This window comes from Paenibacillus sp. URB8-2 (assembly GCF_013393385.1).
GTDB lineage: Bacteria > Bacillota > Bacilli > Paenibacillales > Paenibacillaceae > Paenibacillus_AQ.
On sequence record NZ_AP023239.1, the window covers coordinates 126,133 to 142,371 of the forward strand.

Annotated in this window: 11 protein-coding genes, 10 tRNA genes, 3 rRNA genes and 1 other RNA gene; 24 read left to right on the top strand and 1 reads right to left on the bottom strand. The window is 52.3% G+C overall.

The window, feature by feature from the left end:
* Positions 1-91 precede the first annotated feature (91 nt).
* Entirely contained in the window at positions 92-274 is a 183-nt protein-coding gene (locus PUR_RS00595) for a hypothetical protein (RefSeq protein ID WP_179033582.1), read from the bottom strand.
* 101 nt (positions 275-375) lie between these two features.
* On the opposite strand from PUR_RS00595, the gene rho reads away from it, so the two are divergent.
* The 24 genes from rho to PUR_RS00715 all read left to right on the top strand — a co-directional run bounded on the left by rho (position 376) and on the right by PUR_RS00715 (position 16,189).
* A complete protein-coding gene (gene rho, locus PUR_RS00600) occupies positions 376-1,731 on the top strand; it encodes a transcription termination factor Rho (protein ID WP_179033583.1) in 1,356 nt (451 codons plus the stop codon).
* A 25-nt stretch (positions 1,732-1,756) separates the two neighbouring features.
* Positions 1,757-3,040, top strand: a complete 1,284-nt coding sequence (locus PUR_RS00605; protein WP_179033584.1) for a radical SAM family protein — start codon at positions 1,757-1,759, stop codon at positions 3,038-3,040.
* Between the two features lie 127 nt (positions 3,041-3,167).
* Positions 3,168-3,365, top strand: a complete 198-nt coding sequence (gene rpmE / locus PUR_RS00610) for a 50S ribosomal protein L31 (RefSeq protein ID WP_025695904.1) — start codon at positions 3,168-3,170, stop codon at positions 3,363-3,365.
* A gap of 188 nt (positions 3,366-3,553) precedes the next feature.
* Positions 3,554-3,821: signal recognition particle sRNA large type (ffs, locus tag PUR_RS00615), an RNA gene on the top strand.
* Between the two features lie 139 nt (positions 3,822-3,960).
* Positions 3,961-5,715, top strand: coding sequence for a DNA polymerase III subunit gamma/tau (gene dnaX / locus PUR_RS00620; RefSeq protein WP_179033585.1), 1,755 nt, complete (start codon positions 3,961-3,963; stop codon positions 5,713-5,715).
* Positions 5,716-5,768: 53 nt separating this feature from the next.
* The gene (locus PUR_RS00625) at positions 5,769-6,080 is read left to right on the top strand and encodes a YbaB/EbfC family nucleoid-associated protein (RefSeq protein WP_124697831.1); all 312 of its coding nucleotides are present in this window, start codon (positions 5,769-5,771) and stop codon (positions 6,078-6,080) included.
* A gap of 42 nt (positions 6,081-6,122) precedes the next feature.
* Positions 6,123-6,722 carry a recombination mediator RecR gene (recR, locus tag PUR_RS00630; RefSeq protein ID WP_124697830.1) on the top strand — a complete coding sequence of 200 codons (600 nt, stop codon included), beginning with the start codon at positions 6,123-6,125 and terminating at the stop codon, positions 6,720-6,722.
* 243 nt (positions 6,723-6,965) lie between these two features.
* On the top strand, positions 6,966-7,214 hold the full coding sequence (locus tag PUR_RS00635) for a hypothetical protein (RefSeq protein ID WP_179033482.1): 249 nt from the start codon (positions 6,966-6,968) through the stop codon (positions 7,212-7,214).
* A gap of 29 nt (positions 7,215-7,243) precedes the next feature.
* On the top strand, positions 7,244-7,510 hold the full coding sequence (locus PUR_RS00640) for a pro-sigmaK processing inhibitor BofA family protein (protein ID WP_179033586.1): 267 nt from the start codon (positions 7,244-7,246) through the stop codon (positions 7,508-7,510).
* Positions 7,511-7,865: 355 nt separating this feature from the next.
* Positions 7,866-9,421 (top strand): 16S ribosomal RNA (locus PUR_RS00645).
* A 143-nt stretch (positions 9,422-9,564) separates the two neighbouring features.
* Positions 9,565-9,681 (top strand): 5S ribosomal RNA (gene rrf / locus PUR_RS00650).
* Positions 9,682-9,721: 40 nt separating this feature from the next.
* Positions 9,722-9,798: transfer RNA gene (locus PUR_RS00655), tRNA-Ile, on the top strand.
* A gap of 23 nt (positions 9,799-9,821) precedes the next feature.
* Positions 9,822-9,897, top strand: a tRNA-Ala gene (locus tag PUR_RS00660).
* A 150-nt stretch (positions 9,898-10,047) separates the two neighbouring features.
* Positions 10,048-13,099 (top strand): 23S ribosomal RNA (locus tag PUR_RS00665).
* Together the 16S, 23S and 5S rRNA genes with 10 tRNA genes alongside form the textbook arrangement of a ribosomal RNA operon.
* A 110-nt stretch (positions 13,100-13,209) precedes the next feature.
* Positions 13,210-13,301: transfer RNA gene (locus PUR_RS00670), tRNA-Ser, on the top strand.
* Positions 13,302-13,324: 23 nt separating this feature from the next.
* Positions 13,325-13,401: transfer RNA gene (locus PUR_RS00675), tRNA-Met, on the top strand.
* 7 nt (positions 13,402-13,408) lie between these two features.
* Positions 13,409-13,484 (top strand) — tRNA-Val (locus PUR_RS00680).
* A 32-nt stretch (positions 13,485-13,516) separates the two neighbouring features.
* Positions 13,517-13,592 (top strand) — tRNA-Thr (locus PUR_RS00685).
* A 13-nt stretch (positions 13,593-13,605) separates the two neighbouring features.
* Positions 13,606-13,682, top strand: a tRNA-Asp gene (locus tag PUR_RS00690).
* Positions 13,683-13,699: 17 nt separating this feature from the next.
* A tRNA-Phe gene (locus tag PUR_RS00695) sits at positions 13,700-13,772 on the top strand.
* Positions 13,773-13,779: 7 nt separating this feature from the next.
* Positions 13,780-13,865 (top strand) — tRNA-Tyr (locus tag PUR_RS00700).
* Between the two features lie 8 nt (positions 13,866-13,873).
* Positions 13,874-13,946 (top strand) — tRNA-Lys (locus PUR_RS00705).
* Positions 13,947-14,095: 149 nt separating this feature from the next.
* Positions 14,096-15,025 carry an NAD(P)/FAD-dependent oxidoreductase gene (locus PUR_RS00710; RefSeq protein WP_179033587.1) on the top strand — a complete coding sequence of 310 codons (930 nt, stop codon included), beginning with the start codon at positions 14,096-14,098 and terminating at the stop codon, positions 15,023-15,025.
* A gap of 66 nt (positions 15,026-15,091) precedes the next feature.
* The gene (locus PUR_RS00715; protein WP_179033588.1) at positions 15,092-16,189 is read left to right on the top strand and encodes a PucR family transcriptional regulator; all 1,098 of its coding nucleotides are present in this window, start codon (positions 15,092-15,094) and stop codon (positions 16,187-16,189) included.
* Positions 16,190-16,239 lie beyond the last annotated feature (50 nt).

The following is a 16,239-nucleotide window of genomic DNA, read 5'->3' on the forward strand; positions in this document are numbered from 1 at the left end:
TTAAAGAATTCCCCCGATTTTTCAAAAAGATTTGCAATGATCTGCATATCTTCCTCCATTTTGGGTAATGCTATCCTAATGAGGATTTTTGTTATACAACCGAAACAATCCATGCGAAATCAAGTATTGCAGCAGAGCCGACGATTATATGATGCTGTTCAACCGATTCCTCGCTTCTGAATTCAGGCATATGCCGCAAGCGCAATGTCCTGCGGTTATCCACCGGCGCCCGGCGCGTCCAGTTGCCGCTCACCCACCCTCTGCATTTTGTCATGCTAATTTTCTGATATACCAGATTTGCTTCACTGTTGGCTTTTTTAGTTTGCGCGTTCACGTTATTGTTATGAACTTATAAATTGAATAGGTGGTTATTACATGGATCTTCAAATTTCCGACTTGGAAGAAATGAAGCTGACCGAATTATACAAGTTGGCTAAGAAATATCAGATTCCCTATTATGGGCAAATGAAGAAGAGAGAATTGATTTTTGCTATTCTGCGCGCCCAGGCGGAACAGAGCGGTCTGATGTTTATGGAGGGCGTGCTGGAAATATTGCCGGAGGGCTACGGTTTTCTTAGACCGATCAACTATTTGCCCAGCGCGGAGGATATTTATATTTCGGCTTCGCAAATCCGCAAATTCGACCTTCGGACCGGAGATTTGGTATCCGGCAAATGTCGGACGCCCAAAGAGAACGAGCGTTATTTCGGACTGCTGCAAGTCAACGCCGTCAATGGCGAGAATCCGGCCACTGCTGCCGAACGCCTTCATTTCCCGGCCCTTACGCCGTTATATCCTCAAGATAAGCTTACGCTTGAAGCAACGCCTACCCATTTGTCCACCCGCATCATGGACCTGCTTGCACCCGTTGGGCTGGGGCAGCGCGGTTTGATTGTCGCTCCGCCCAAAGCCGGCAAGACGCTCCTGCTCAAAGAAATTGCCAACAGCATCTCCACGAACAACCCCGAGATTGAACTGTTTGTACTGCTGATTGACGAACGTCCCGAGGAAGTTACCGATATGCAGCGTTCCGTAAAAGGCGAAGTGGTCGCCTCGACGTTCGACGAGCTTCCCGAAAATCATATCAAGGTGGCGGAGCTGGTGCTTCAGCGGGCGCTTCGTCTTGTCGAACACAAAAAAGACGTCGTCATACTGCTGGACAGCATTACTCGCCTTGCGCGCGCCTATAATCTCGTTGTCCCTCCTTCAGGCCGTACGCTTAGCGGCGGGATCGACCCGGCGGCGTTCCACCGTCCGAAGCGCTTTTTTGGTTCGGCGCGGAATGTCGAGGAAGGCGGAAGTCTCACCATTCTCGCGACGGCGCTGATTGATACCGGCTCGCGGATGGACGATATTATTTATGAAGAGTTCAAGGGTACGGGCAATATGGAGCTGCATCTTGACCGGAAGCTTGCGGAACGCCGCATTTTTCCGGCCATCGATATCCGCCGTTCCGGCACGCGCCGCGAAGAAGTGCTGCTGAGCAAGGAAGAACTGGATACCATTTGGACCATCCGTAAAAATATGAATGACTCTTACGACTTTGTAGAGAACTTTATCAAAAAGCTGCGCAACACCAAGACGAATACCGAGTTCCTGGCCTCCTTCGATACGGCCGACAGCAAGGAATCGGCCAGCGGCACAGCAAGCAGCGGCGGGACGTCGAACAGCGGAGCTTCCGCCCGGCGCCCGATGCGCACAAAACCGGCTTCCGTAACGACTACAACCTAAGAAATAAGATCAAGAGGAGAATAACATGCATTTGGTATATGCCGACGGGCAAGGAAACGTATACGATCATCCCGAGCTGTATGGGCTGGCCCGCAGTGGGGATATGATTGTCGAACTGTTGGAGGAAGAACTGATTCCGCTGCCGGAAGGGGCGACGCTTTCTCTTCTGCCGAATACGAGAGCCGTCGGAATGAACCCGTCCACCGGCGAAATGCTGCCGCTGCCGGAAGGCTCGCAGGCGGTAGGAGCACTGCTTCCGCAGGGCTTTACCCGCCTCTGTCTGCCGGGATATATCAAGACCGATAAATCGTACAAGCTGCCGCTGTTCGGTTATTCGGCCGTCGTATGGAAAGACGGTGGCTTCTATGTGGCCGCCGAGCAGTCCGACGATCCGCAGAAATGGAATCCGATGAACTGCGACCGGGACGCTGTGCGCAGCGGGGTTGGCAGCCTGACGGCGAAATATCCCGAGAACCGTCTATACGGACATCTCTCGAACTGTGCGCTCGGCTATGAATGTCTGACCTCCTCCAATACCTTTTTGAACCGGTGGGAGGGCGCCGTTCCGGTGTCGTATTCGTGCAATGCGGGCTGTTTCGGCTGTATTTCCGAGCAGCCGGATGACAGCGGCTTTGTCTCGCCGCAGACGCGGATGAATTTCCGGCCGAGAGTCGACGAGATTGTACAGGTGATGCTGGAGCATCTGAAGACGCCGGAATCGATTGTCAGCTTCGGTCAGGGCTGCGAGGGAGAGCCTTCCACGCAGGCGAAGCTTATCATAGAGGCGGTCCGCGAAGTCCGGTCAATTACGAATATGGGTTACATCAACATCAATACCAACGCCGGCCTCAGCGATCATATCCGCGGGATTGTCGACGCCGGACTCGATTTGATGCGCGTCAGCACGATCAGCGCGCTCGATGATCACTACAACGCCTATTACAAGCCTCGCGGCTACACGCTGGCTAATGTGGAGAAATCGCTAAAGTATGCGGCGTCACAGGGTGTTTACGCCTCAATCAACTATTTGGTATTTCCGGGGGTCACCGACAGGGAGGAAGAGGTTGAAGCGATGGTGGAATTTGTGAGGCGTACCGGCCTCAAGCTCATCCAGATGCGCAATCTTAATATTGACCCGGAGAGCTATCTTGAGCTGATTCCGCCGGCCCAAGGCGAGATCCTGGGAATGAAGACAATGCTTGAGATCTTTCGTGAGGAACTGCCGGAAGTGGTCATCGGCTCCTATACGCATGTTCCTCCGGATGGGGAGGCCCGGCCCAAGAAAGCCGTTGCGCGGGTTTCGCCATGAAGCGGCAATGAATAATTCGGGATGGAATGCTATTGCCTCCCTGCTTTGTTCGTGCTAAACTACATTTATGTGTCTTATATTAACTCTGGGTCCGCCTGAGGCTCAGGGCAAAAGAGGTGAAATTTAAATGCAAACTGCAATTCAACCGAAATATAATGTCGTAACCGTAACTTGCGCCTGCGGCAACACGTTCGAAGCTGGTTCTGTGAAACAGGATCTTCGCGTCGAAATTTGCTCCGCATGCCATCCGTTCTTCACTGGCAAGCAGAAGTTCCTGGATGCCGGCGGCCGCGTCGACAGATTCAAGAAGAAATACGGAATCTAATCCGGTCTGCCGCTGGTCGGCAAGAATCGGTAGAAAGCCCTCTGCTTTATGGCAGAGGGCTTCGTTTTTTTCTAAACTCATTATATTGTGTATGCTTCCAGAGAGAACAAACCATCTTTATAAAGACGGCGAGGCCGGTTTTCTTATCCAGTTGATTTTTGCCCCGGCGTAGGCTATACTTATCTTCGCCGTGCTAGACGGGGAGGTAGCGGTGCCCTGTAACTCGCAATCCGCTATAGCGAGGTTGAATTCCTGTTAGAGGTGCTGTCGATGTGAGGCTTGGTCCCTACGTGCTGTGTTGACGGTTGGGTCCTCCGCAATGAGCGCTTGTGAACCTGGTCAGGTCCGGAAGGAAGCAGCCATAAGCAAGTTTGCTCTTGTGCCGGAGGGCAGCCTAGCCCGAGCAGCGGCGTAGGGTTGCCGCTCGGATCGCAGTCATCAATAACAGGTGCGCGGTTTACATTTAGGATAATAACAAGCATCTTTGCGACAAGCGGAGATGCTTTTTGTTTTTGGTCATGGACCGGAGAATATAGTATAATTAACGAAGCGATTAACGCCCGGGAAGCGGCGGTTGAAAGAGGGTAATGCTTAAGTGGAACACATCGCGTTGTACCGTGCCTGGCGGCCTCAAGCGTTTCAGGACATGGTCGGACAACAGCACATTATCCAGACGCTTCAGAACGCGATTCGCGAGCAGCGGGTTTCACACGCCTATCTGTTCAGCGGCCCTCGGGGCACCGGCAAGACGACTGCCGCCAAAGTATTGGCTAAAGCGGTCAACTGCGAGCGGGGCCCGGGCCCGGAGCCGTGCAATGAATGTCCTTCCTGCTTGCGGATTGCTTCGGGCGCGGTGATGGATGTACAGGAAATCGATGCTGCGTCCAATCGGGGCGTGGAGGAAATCCGCGACCTGCGGGATAAAGTGAAGTACGCACCTACCGAAGTGCGGCGTAAAGTGTATATTATTGACGAAGTGCATATGCTGACTACGGAGGCTTTCAACGCTCTTTTGAAGACGCTCGAGGAACCGCCTGCGCATGTCATGTTTATTTTGGCGACAACGGAGCCTCATAAACTGCCTGCGACGATTATATCGCGTTGTCAGCGCTTTGATTTCCGTAGAGTTTCGCTCGAGGAACAGACAGCCCGCCTGAGAGTCATCTGCGAAAAGGAGGGCATTTCCGCCGAGGACGACGCACTGCAGTATATTGCCCGTCTGTCGGACGGGGGGATGCGCGACGCGCTCAGCGTTCTGGATCAGATCTCCTCTTTTACAGATGGACATGTGACCTATCAGCAGGTGCTGGGCATGACCGGCGGCATACCGGCGGAACAATTCGCCCGCCTGGCCAAAGCTATTTTGGATAGCGATATGGGTCAACTGCTCGAATTGGTCGAACAACTGATGCACGAGGGGAAGAGCGCCGACAAATGCCTGGAGAACCTGCTTTATTACTTCCGTGATCTGCTTATGATCAAAATGGTGCCGGGCTCTGCCGGTTTGACCGACAGAGTGCTGAATCCAGCGGAGTTTCAGGATATGGCTGCGGCCTTCTCGCGTGAGCGGCTGTTTGAAACTGTAGATACGCTGAATCGTTATTTGAGCGAGATGAAATACGCCACGCATCCTCAGACCCTGTTTGAGGTAGCGCTTATGAAGCTGTGCAGTCCGAAGGAGAATGATAATACTCTCGGGACGCAGGCGCATATAGGCGGAAGCCCATCACCGGCCGATAACGGGGGGTTGGATGTGCTCAAGCGGCAGATTGCTGCCTTGGAGAAAAAGCTGGAACAGGCGCTTCAGTCCGGCGGTATTGCAGCAAATGGCCGGGATAACGCCGCGCCGAAACCAGCGGGCAGCCGTTCTTCCTCTTCTCCGCGGGTGTCTTCCTCCTCCAAGCTGCCGCCCCAAATGGATAAATTCTTAGCGGGCAAGGACAGCGGCGATTTTGCGGCTGTGTATAAGCAGTGGGGCCAGGTGCTTCAGGCCGTCAAGGAAGAGAAGGTAACGGTTCACGCCTGGTTTGTCGACGGAGAACCTGTATCGATGACCGACGACGCGGTACTGGTTGCTTTCAAGAATACGATACACCGGGAAACGACTGAGAAGCCGGCAAATAAGCAGGTTATCGAACGCGTTCTGGAGACCCGTCTGGGCAAGACGTACCGATTGGTCACTGTCATGCTCCGCGATTGGAACGAAGCCTCCGTGAAATCGGCGAAGCCTCCGGACAAGGAGGAACTCCGTCTGGAGCATGAGCATGAGACTGGAGAGGCTTCCAAGGAACCTTGGATTGACGAGGCCATTCAGCTTTTTGGTGAGGACCTCGTTGTCATAAAAGATTGACCCGCAGCATACCATATGCGCCAAATGCGCGCAGTTAAAGGAGACGATAACGAATGAATAATATGAACCAAATGATGAAGCAAGTCAAAAAAATGCAGGAGCAGATGCTGAAAGCCCAGGAAGAGCTTGGCAGCAAGACGGTGGAAGGCTCCTCCGGCGGCGGGGTTGTAACCGTTCAGGTTAACGGACACAAGAAACTGCTGTCCATCGAAATCAAGCCGGAAGCGGTAGATCCAGAAGATGTGGAAATGCTGCAGGATTTGGTGATTACGGCTGTAAACGACGCCCTGACCAAAGCGGATGAGTTGGCTAATTCGGATATGGGCAAATTCACCGGAGGCATGAAGATCCCGGGCCTGTTCTAAACAAGGGCAAAGGCTTAAGCTAAACATAAAGGAGATACCCTATTGTATTACCCCGAACCGCTTGCCAAGCTGATCGATGCTTTTACGCGTTTGCCGGGAATCGGCCCCAAGACGGCCGCCCGGCTTGCCTTTCATGTGCTGAACATGAAGGAAGACGAGACGATTGATTTTGCCAAAGCTCTCGTCAGCGTGAAACGCAATCTTCACTATTGCTCGGTCTGCTGCAACATTACCGATACCGACCCGTGCCGGATTTGCCAGGATAAGAAGCGTGACGCCTCGGTAATTTGCGTGGTGCAGGATTCCAAGGATCTTGTCGCCATGGAGCGGACCAAAGAGTTTAACGGGTACTATCATGTTCTGCAGGGCGCTATCTCTCCAATGGAGGGTGTCGGACCCGATGATATCCGGTTAAAGGAACTGCTGACAAGGCTCAGCGACGAAAGGGTGCAGGAGCTTATTCTGGCAACAAATCCCAATATTGAGGGAGAGGCTACAGCGATGTATATCTCCCGGCTCGTCCGTCCTTTTGAAGTCAAAGTAACAAGAATTGCCCATGGTCTGCCGGTTGGCGGCGATCTCGAATATGCGGATGAGGTGACCTTGTCCAAGGCGCTTGAGGGCCGGCGCGAGCTGTTTTAATCCAATAAAGTCATATTTTGCACAAGAAGCCTGCTTAAAGGCTTCTTTTTTATTTGCTAACTTTTTATAACATCTATTTTGGTAAAACACCCTATATTCCAGCACGAAGCGATGCCTGTCCATAAAAACGCTACGCGAAGTGCTACTTCATAGTTCTAAGTTTGTCCTTGTCCCGATATGAATGAGAATGTATGGAGATGAAAGTGGTCTTCAAAGTAAATTCACTATAAAGGAGGACTCGGGATGGGTTGGTTGAGCGGATGGCGCAGGCAGAACGGCAATGGGCAGGAGGAGGGCCGGGAGGAGTGGGATGTTTTTACCGAGGTAAGGAAGGCTCATATGGAGTGGGAAAGAGCTCACCTGATGTTTGATGAAGCCGTAGGCCAAGACCAGATCGATTATGCCATTTTTATTTTGGAAGCCGCTGAACGGAAGTATCAAATTCATCTGAAGCATGCCAAAAGAATCGGATTAAACCGCGACCGGCTATAAGAACCGTTTGAAGATAAGGAGGAGCTGCAATGAAAATAATAGCGACAGGCATACTGATTCTCTCCGCAGTGCTGCTGGTGGCAGTTGTGTTTAAAAAAAGATTGGGCTGGGGGTGGCTGGGCCTTTTCGGCTCCCACCTGATCCTGGCGGCGCTAGGTCTGTATATCGTCGATTTCACCCAATTAGCCGGAGGAGTGTATATCCCATTGAACCCTGCAACGATAGGAACGGTGTCGGTTCTGGGTCTCCCGGGAGTAGCCATGCTCGTAGGTTTAAAAATTACCTTATTTGGGTAGTTGACGCGCATTCGCGTTATGTGATACATTAATACTCGGCTCTTCGGACATGATATGAAGCAGCAAGCTATCGAAAAGCGCTTTTAAAAAGAAAAAATAAAAAAAGCTTGACGATAGTAACTAGACTGTGATATATTATAAAGGTCGCTGCAAGAGACGCGGCGATGCACTGAAAGAGAAATTGATCTTTGAAAACTGAACAACGAGTGAGTTGGAATTCGCTTTAGCGAGTTCCAAAATGAAGAGAATGCAAATTCTCGTCAGATGTTTCAAAATGAGCGAATCGCTCTATCGATAAACTTTTCGGATGGTTATTTTCTCGGAGTGATTCGGGTGGTAATCGCACGAAAAAACCTTATTGGAGAGTTTGATCCTGGCTCAGGACGAACGCTGGCGGCGTGCCTAATACATGCAAGTCGAGCGGAGTCCTTTTGAGAGCTTGCTCTCAAAAGGACTTAGCGGCGGACGGGTGAGTAACACGTAGGCAACCTGCCCCTTGGACTGGGATAACTACCGGAAACGGTAGCTAATACCGGATAAGACCTTCTGGTGCATACCGGAAGGCGGAAAGGCGGAGCAATCTGCTACCAGGGGATGGGCCTGCGGCGCATTAGCTAGTTGGTGGGGTAACGGCTCACCAAGGCGACGATGCGTAGCCGACCTGAGAGGGTGAACGGCCACACTGGGACTGAGACACGGCCCAGACTCCTACGGGAGGCAGCAGTAGGGAATCTTCCGCAATGGGCGAAAGCCTGACGGAGCAACGCCGCGTGAGTGATGAAGGTTTTCGGATCGTAAAGCTCTGTTGCCAGGGAAGAACGTCTTGTAGAGTAACTGCTACAAGAGTGACGGTACCTGAGAAGAAAGCCCCGGCTAACTACGTGCCAGCAGCCGCGGTAATACGTAGGGGCAAGCGTTGTCCGGAATTATTGGGCGTAAAGCGCGCGCAGGCGGCTGTTTAAGTCTGGTGTTTAAACCATGGGCTCAACCTGTGGTCGCACTGGAAACTGGGCAGCTTGAGTGCAGAAGAGGAAAGTGGAATTCCACGTGTAGCGGTGAAATGCGTAGAGATGTGGAGGAACACCAGTGGCGAAGGCGACTTTCTGGGCTGTAACTGACGCTGAGGCGCGAAAGCGTGGGGAGCAAACAGGATTAGATACCCTGGTAGTCCACGCCGTAAACGATGAGTGCTAGGTGTTAGGGGTTTCGATACCCTTGGTGCCGAAGTTAACACAGTAAGCACTCCGCCTGGGGAGTACGGTCGCAAGACTGAAACTCAAAGGAATTGACGGGGACCCGCACAAGCAGTGGAGTATGTGGTTTAATTCGAAGCAACGCGAAGAACCTTACCAGGTCTTGACATCCCTCTGAATCGTCTAGAGATAGGCGCGGCCTTCGGGACAGAGGAGACAGGTGGTGCATGGTTGTCGTCAGCTCGTGTCGTGAGATGTTGGGTTAAGTCCCGCAACGAGCGCAACCCTTGACTTTAGTTGCCAGCAGGTCAAGCTGGGCACTCTAGAGTGACTGCCGGTGACAAACCGGAGGAAGGTGGGGATGACGTCAAATCATCATGCCCCTTATGACCTGGGCTACACACGTACTACAATGGCCGGTACAACGGGAAGCGAAACCGCGAGGTGGAGCCAATCTTATAAAGCCGGTCTCAGTTCGGATTGCAGGCTGCAACTCGCCTGCATGAAGTCGGAATTGCTAGTAATCGCGGATCAGCATGCCGCGGTGAATACGTTCCCGGGTCTTGTACACACCGCCCGTCACACCACGAGAGTTTACAACACCCGAAGTCGGTGGGGTAACCCGCAAGGGAGCCAGCCGCCGAAGGTGGGGTAGATGATTGGGGTGAAGTCGTAACAAGGTAGCCGTATCGGAAGGTGCGGCTGGATCACCTCCTTTCTATGGAGAATCGTTTCCCGAGCGGAAACATTCAAATCGGAAGCTTGACTTCCAAAGCTTATGCTTTCGAAGCAGCTTTGCTTCGCAAAGCTTTCAACTCACTCGTTGCTCAGTTTTGAGAGAGCAAGTCTCTTTCTTAAGCGTTTGGTGGCGATGGCGGAGGGGTTCCACGCGTACCCATCCCGAACACGACCGTTAAGCCCTCCAGCGCCGATGGTACTTGGACCGAAGGGTCCTGGGAGAGTAGGACGCCGCCAAGCGCATCCTTATGGGTTTCCATAAGAGTATATGCAAGACTAAGGGCCTTTAGCTCAGCTGGTTAGAGCGCACCCCTGATAAGGGTGAGGTCGGTGGTTCGAGTCCACTAAGGCCCACCACTTTAAATTAAATTTCCTTTTATGGGGCCATAGCTCAGCTGGGAGAGCGCCTGCCTTGCAAGCAGGAGGTCAGGAGTTCGATCCTCCTTGGCTCCACCAACAGTATAACATGCAAGAATCTTGATCCTTGAAAACTGGATACCGAAACGAAAATTGCGTTTTAGAACATCTTTTAGCTGAACTTGTGTCAAGCGATTGATCAAGTGAAGTGAATAGTGGTTCATGATTTTCCCTAACGGGAAAACATGTGGTTAAGCTACTAAGAGCACACGGAGGATGCCTAGGCGCCAGGAGCCGATGAAGGACGTGGCGAACAACGAAAAGGCCTCGGGGAGCTGTAAGCAAGCGTTGATCCGGGGTGTCCGAATGGGGAAACCCGGCTGTGGTAATGCACAGTCACTCCTACCTGAATTCATAGGGTAGGTGGAGGCAGACCAGGGGAACTGAAACATCTAAGTACCCTGAGGAAGAGAAAACAAGAGTGATTCCGTCAGTAGCGGCGAGCGAACGCGGAACAGCCTAAACCAGGGAGCTTGCTCCCTGGGGTTGTGGGACGTCTCACATGGAGTTACAAAGGAACAAGATAGGTGAAGAGGTCTGGAAAGGCCCGCGATAGAGGTAAAAGCCCTGTAGCCCAAATTTTGTTCCCTCCGAGACGGATCCCGAGTAGTGCGGGGCACGTGAAACCCCGTATGAATCCGGCAGGACCATCTGCCAAGGCTAAATACTCCCTGGCGACCGATAGTGAAACAGTACCGTGAGGGAAAGGTGAAAAGCACCCCGGAAGGGGAGTGAAATAGTACCTGAAACCGTGTGCTTACAAGAAGTCAGAGCCCGTTATAGGGGTGATGGCGTGCCTTTTGTAGAATGAACCGGCGAGTTACGTTTAACGTGCAAGGTTAAGGCGAGAAGCCGGAGCCGCAGCGAAAGCGAGTCTGAATAGGGCGAATAAGTACGTGGGCGTAGACCCGAAACCGTGTGATCTACCCCCGTCCAGGGTGAAGGTGCGGTAACACGCACTGGAGGCCCGAACCCACGCACGTTGAAAAGTGCGGGGATGAGGTGGGGGTAGCGGAGAAATTCCAATCGAACTCGGAGATAGCTGGTTCTCCCCGAAATAGCTTTAGGGCTAGCCTCGGTGATTAACAGTACTGGAGGTAGAGCACTGATTGGGTGCGGGGCCCGCAAGGGTTACCAAGCTCAGTCAAACTCCGAATGCCAGCTACTGATGCACCGGGAGTCAGACAGTGAGTGCTAAGATCCATTGTCAAAAGGGAAACAGCCCAGACCATCAGCTAAGGTCCCCAAGTGTGTGTTAAGTGGGAAAGGATGTGGAGTTGCACAGACAACCAGGATGTTGGCTTAGAAGCAGCCACCATTGAAAGAGTGCGTAATAGCTCACTGGTCGAGTGACTCTGCGCCGAAAATGTAACGGGGCTAAACACACCACCGAAGCTATGGCTTGGATCGACTTCACTGCGTTTTTGAGGCGGTGTTTATAGAAGGAGACATTTTTGCCGAAAAGCCTGAAATCAAGGCTTGAGGCCAAATGCACTCCGGGGATAAACACATCTGCTTCGAAGCTGGAGTGAAGTCGATCCAGGGGTAGGGGAGCGTTGTATGTGGGTTGAAGGTTGACTGTAAGGACAGCTGGACAGCATACAAGTGAGAATGCCGGTATGAGTAACGAAAAGATCAGTGAGAATCTGATCCGCCGAAAGCCCAAGGTTTCCTGAGGAAGGCTCGTCCGCTCAGGGTAAGTCGGGACCTAAGGCGAGGCCGACAGGCGTAGTCGAAGGACAACAGGTTGATATTCCTGTACCACCGTAATCCGCTATGAGCGATGGGGGGACGCAGGAGGGTAGTGACGCGGACTGATGGATGTCCGTCCAAGCAGCGAGGCTGGTGTATAGGCAAATCCGTACACCGTAAGGCTGGGCTGTGATGGGGAGCGAAAATTACAGTAGCGAAGGTCATGATCTCACACTGCCAAGAAAAGCCTCTAGCCAGGAGAAGGTGCCCGTACCGCAAACCGACACAGGTAGGCGAGAAGAGAATTCTAAGGCGCGCGGAAGAACTCTCGTTAAGGAACTCGGCAAAATGACCCCGTAACTTCGGGAGAAGGGGTGCCTCGGTAGGGTGAATAGCCCGAGGGGGCCGCAGTGAAAAGGCCCAAGCGACTGTTTAGCAAAAACACAGGTCTGTGCGAAGCCGCAAGGCGAAGTATACGGGCTGACGCCTGCCCGGTGCTGGAAGGTTAAGGGGAGCGGTTAGGGTTAAACCCGAAGCTGTGAACCGAAGCCCCAGTAAACGGCGGCCGTAACTATAACGGTCCTAAGGTAGCGAAATTCCTTGTCAGGTAAATTCTGACCCGCACGAATGGCGTAACGACTTGGGCGCTGTCTCAACGAGAGATCCGGTGAAATTTTAATACCTGTGAAGATGCAGGTTACCCGCGACAAGACGGAAAGACCCCATGGAGCTTTACTGCAGCTTGATATTGAACTTGGGTACGATCTGTACAGGATAGGTGGGAGCCTTAGAAGCCGGAGCGCCAGCTTCGGTGGAGGCGCCGTTGGGATACCACCCTGATCGTATCTAGGTTCTAACCTGGCACCCTAAACGGGTGCGGGGACCGTGTCAGGCGGGCAGTTTGACTGGGGCGGTCGCCTCCTAAAGCGTAACGGAGGCGTCCCAAGGTTCCCTCAGAATGGTTGGAAATCATTCGAAGAGTGCAAAGGCAGAAGGGAGCTTGACTGCGAGACCAACAAGTCGAGCAGGGACGAAAGTCGGGCTTAGTGATCCGGTGGTACCGCATGGAAGGGCCATCGCTCAACGGATAAAAGCTACCCTGGGGATAACAGGCTTATCTCCCCCAAGAGTCCACATCGACGGGGAGGTTTGGCACCTCGATGTCGGCTCATCGCATCCTGGGGCTGAAGTAGGTCCCAAGGGTTGGGCTGTTCGCCCATTAAAGCGGTACGCGAGCTGGGTTCAGAACGTCGTGAGACAGTTCGGTCCCTATCTGTCGTGGGCGTAGGAAATTTGAGAGGAGCTGTCCTTAGTACGAGAGGACCGGGATGGACGTACCGCTGGTGCACCAGTTGTTCCGCCAGGAGCATGGCTGGGTAGCTACGTACGGACGGGATAAGCGCTGAAAGCATCTAAGCGTGAAGCCCCCCTCAAGATGAGATTTCCCAATTCGTAAGACCCCTTGAAGACGACGAGGTAGATAGGTTGGAGGTGGAAGTGCAGCAATGCATGGAGCTGACCAATACTAATCGGTCGAGGGCTTATCCAAATTTCTAAAATGCAAGTTTCGTTTCGGTCCAGTTTTCAGGCGATCAAGCCTGAATGAATTTGAAAGACCCATCTTTAACGGTTCTGCAATAGAAGCGTGAGGATTTGTTTGGAGAGATACCCAAGTGGCTATAAGGGGACCCTCTGCTAAGGGGTTAGACTGCGTAAGCGGTGCGAGGGTTCGAATCCCTCTCTCTCCGCCATTTCAAATTCATCATTATAGTATGGCGGTGTAGCTCAGCTGGCTAGAGCGTACGGTTCATACCCGTGAGGTCGGGGGTTCGATCCCCTCCGCCGCTACCATACATACGGAGGCTTAGCTCAGCTGGGAGAGCATCTGCCTTACAAGCAGAGGGTCGGGGGTTCGATCCCCTCAGCCTCCACCATTTGACAATTTAATATTGACATATGACATCTTGCCGGTGTAGCTCAATTGGTAGAGCAACTGACTTGTAATCAGTAGGTTGGGGGTTCAAGTCCTCTCGCCGGCACCATTGTCACAAACGCGGAACCGTGGTGTAGAGGCCTAACATGCCTGCCTGTCACGCAGGAGATCGCGGGTTCGAATCCCGTCGGTTCCGCCATTTTTATGTCAATTTATGGCTCGGTAGCTCAGTCGGTAGAGCAGAGGACTGAAAATCCTCGTGTCGGCGGTTCGATTCCGTCCCGAGCCACTTTCATGGAGGCTTAGCGAAGTGGCCAAACGCAGCAGACTGTAAATCTGTTCTCTGACGAGTTCGGTGGTTCGAATCCATCAGCCTCCACCAGTATTTTTGAGCCATTAGCTCAGTTGGTAGAGCACCTGACTTTTAATCAGGGTGTCGAAGGTTCGAATCCTTCATGGCTCATCCTGTTTAAGAAGTCATCACCTTTCGGTGATGGCTTTTTTTGTTTTTTTACACATTATTTTTGAAAGCTATTGGCAATTGGTAAGTTTAAAAATCAGGGTTGTGTTTAAATATAAGGTTATAACCTTATATAAAGAGGGAGAAGCCATATGACGTACGATACGATTATTATTGGAGGTGGAATTGCCGGTCTTCAGGCCGCCATTCAGTTGGGCCGTTATTCTGCTCATCACGTGCTTGTCATTGACGCAGCGCGGGGCCGGTCTTCGCTGTGCCGCAGTTACCATAATATATTGGGATGGCCGGACGGGATTTCAGGAGAAGAGCTGCGAGCAAGGGGGAAGCTGCAGGCAGCTAGCGTGGGTGTTGAGTTCGTTTCCGATAAGGTGCTGAGGGCCTCAAAGAGGGCTGGACTTTTTTATCTGGAAGGAAGCGGGGGTACGAAATATACGGCCAAGACGCTGCTGCTGGCGACGGGGATTATGGATCGTTTTCCGGAGTTGCCGGGTCTTCGCGAGACGCTTGGCCGTTCGATATATGTATGCCCGGATTGCGACGGCTATGAAATACAGGATCGGTCAACGGTGCTTATAGGTTCGGGCATATCCGGGTTGAATATGGCGTTTATTTTACGGCAGCGCACTCCGCATCTCATCTACATCAATCATGAGAAAAAAGCGTTGTCCCCCAAGCAGCGGGACCATCTTGAGGTGCAAGGAATTATTTATATAGAAGAAGCGATTGCGCGGTTGGAGAGCGGTGAGGACGGGATGATTAGAGGTGTGACGCTGGAAGATGGAGGAACGGTGCCCGCAGAGCGTGGATTTATCGCAATGGGAGGCAATTCTGTGCATTCGGAGCTGGCGGAGCAGTTGGGCGTGGAATTGCACAAGAACCGTCATATCGAGGCTAACCGTCGATCATTGATGACGAACGTGGAGGGCGTATGGGCAGCGGGGGATGTGGCTGTTCATGCGGAACAGGCTGCGGTAGCTATGGGGGATGGAGCGATTGCGGCTATCTGGATTCATAAAACGCTTCAGAAAATGAAGCAAACTGTTCCGCTGCACTTAAGCTGACTACAAGAACATACAAAAGCATGATAAAATAGGCAAAAAGAGCAAAAGTGGTGGAGTATGTTGACAATGGACACTGAGACGTTGCGGCAAAAAATGGAGCAGCTCACCGGGAAAAAAACGGGGATCAAGCAATTCGGGAGGCAGAAATCAGCTTCCCTTTTTGACATGGGACCTGAGGCGGCAGAGCGGTCGGTATTATTTGAAGGAAACGTTTGGATACCCCTTTATGAGAGCGAAGGCCGGATTACCGCCCTGTGGATCGAGACGGAAGGCCTTTCCGAGATGGAGCTGCAGCTGGCGCAGTTTGCCGCCGAGAATTATGCCGCCGCGCTCAGGGCTTCGGGCTTTAAGGAAGAAGGAGAAGCGGAGGCACGGCAGCTTGGCGCATGGCTAAACACACAGCTCGAGCAGGATTATGACGACGGTGAAATTTCTGACGAAATTGCTTTAAAGAGCCGCCTGTTCATCGATATGGTTCCTTTCCTACTGGTCGGAGAAAATACGCATAGCTCTGATATTGCCTACCGTTCACTGTTAAAGTTAATCCGGAGTTATTTCGATAATACGACGCTGCTCATCCCCTTGCAGGCGAAAGAATGGCTGATATTGGCCCGTAAAGATCTGCTCACAGGCACGGAAGAGAAGGAAGAGCAAGAGGAGAGCGACGATGAGGAGCTTTTGGCACAGGCCTGTATGGGCCTTCACGAATTGATTGCCTCCGAGTGGGTCGGTGTATTTCATGTGAGCGTTTCCTCCTCGATGATTCCTCTCAAAGGCTTAGCGGGAGTGATCACGCTGCTGAGGGAGACGATCAGCCTTGGGCGTATTTTTCAGGTGGGAGAATATATTCATTTACCTTGGGCCCTTCGATTGGAAAGACTGGTCAACAGCATTCCCGACGGGCGGCGGCGGCAGCTGCTTGGACAGTTTGGCGATTATACATCCGTGCTGGGCGACAAGGAGATGCTGATAACGCTGGAAACTTTTTTTCAAATGGATTGCAATGTTAGCGAAACGGCGAAGAAATTATACATTCATCGCAATACCCTGCTCTATCGTCTGGATAAGATCAAACAGGAGACGGGCGCGGACGTACGGAGCTTCGGCGACGCGGCGATTGTAAAGCTTACCATGCTATTGTATAAAGTAACGAAAAGGAAATAGGATTTTTGTGAACGTTACAAATAGCCAGCCCGGGTACTCTGGGTTAAGAT

Excerpts from the sequence above, each read along its gene's own strand:
- PUR_RS00595 (WP_179033582.1), bottom strand. The coding sequence starts at position 274 with ATGACAAAATGCAGAGGGTGGGTGAGCGGCAACTGGACGCGCCGGGCG.
- rho (WP_179033583.1), top strand. The coding sequence starts at position 376 with ATGGATCTTCAAATTTCCGACTTGGAAGAAATGAAGCTGACCGAATTA.
- PUR_RS00605 (WP_179033584.1), top strand. The coding sequence starts at position 1,757 with ATGCATTTGGTATATGCCGACGGGCAAGGAAACGTATACGATCATCCC.
- rpmE (WP_025695904.1), top strand. The coding sequence starts at position 3,168 with ATGCAAACTGCAATTCAACCGAAATATAATGTCGTAACCGTAACTTGC.
- PUR_RS00625 (WP_124697831.1), top strand. The coding sequence starts at position 5,769 with ATGAATAATATGAACCAAATGATGAAGCAAGTCAAAAAAATGCAGGAG.
- PUR_RS00635 (WP_179033482.1), top strand. The coding sequence starts at position 6,966 with ATGGGTTGGTTGAGCGGATGGCGCAGGCAGAACGGCAATGGGCAGGAG.
- PUR_RS00640 (WP_179033586.1), top strand. The coding sequence starts at position 7,244 with ATGAAAATAATAGCGACAGGCATACTGATTCTCTCCGCAGTGCTGCTG.
- PUR_RS00710 (WP_179033587.1), top strand. The coding sequence starts at position 14,096 with ATGACGTACGATACGATTATTATTGGAGGTGGAATTGCCGGTCTTCAG.
- PUR_RS00715 (WP_179033588.1), top strand. The coding sequence starts at position 15,092 with ATGGACACTGAGACGTTGCGGCAAAAAATGGAGCAGCTCACCGGGAAA.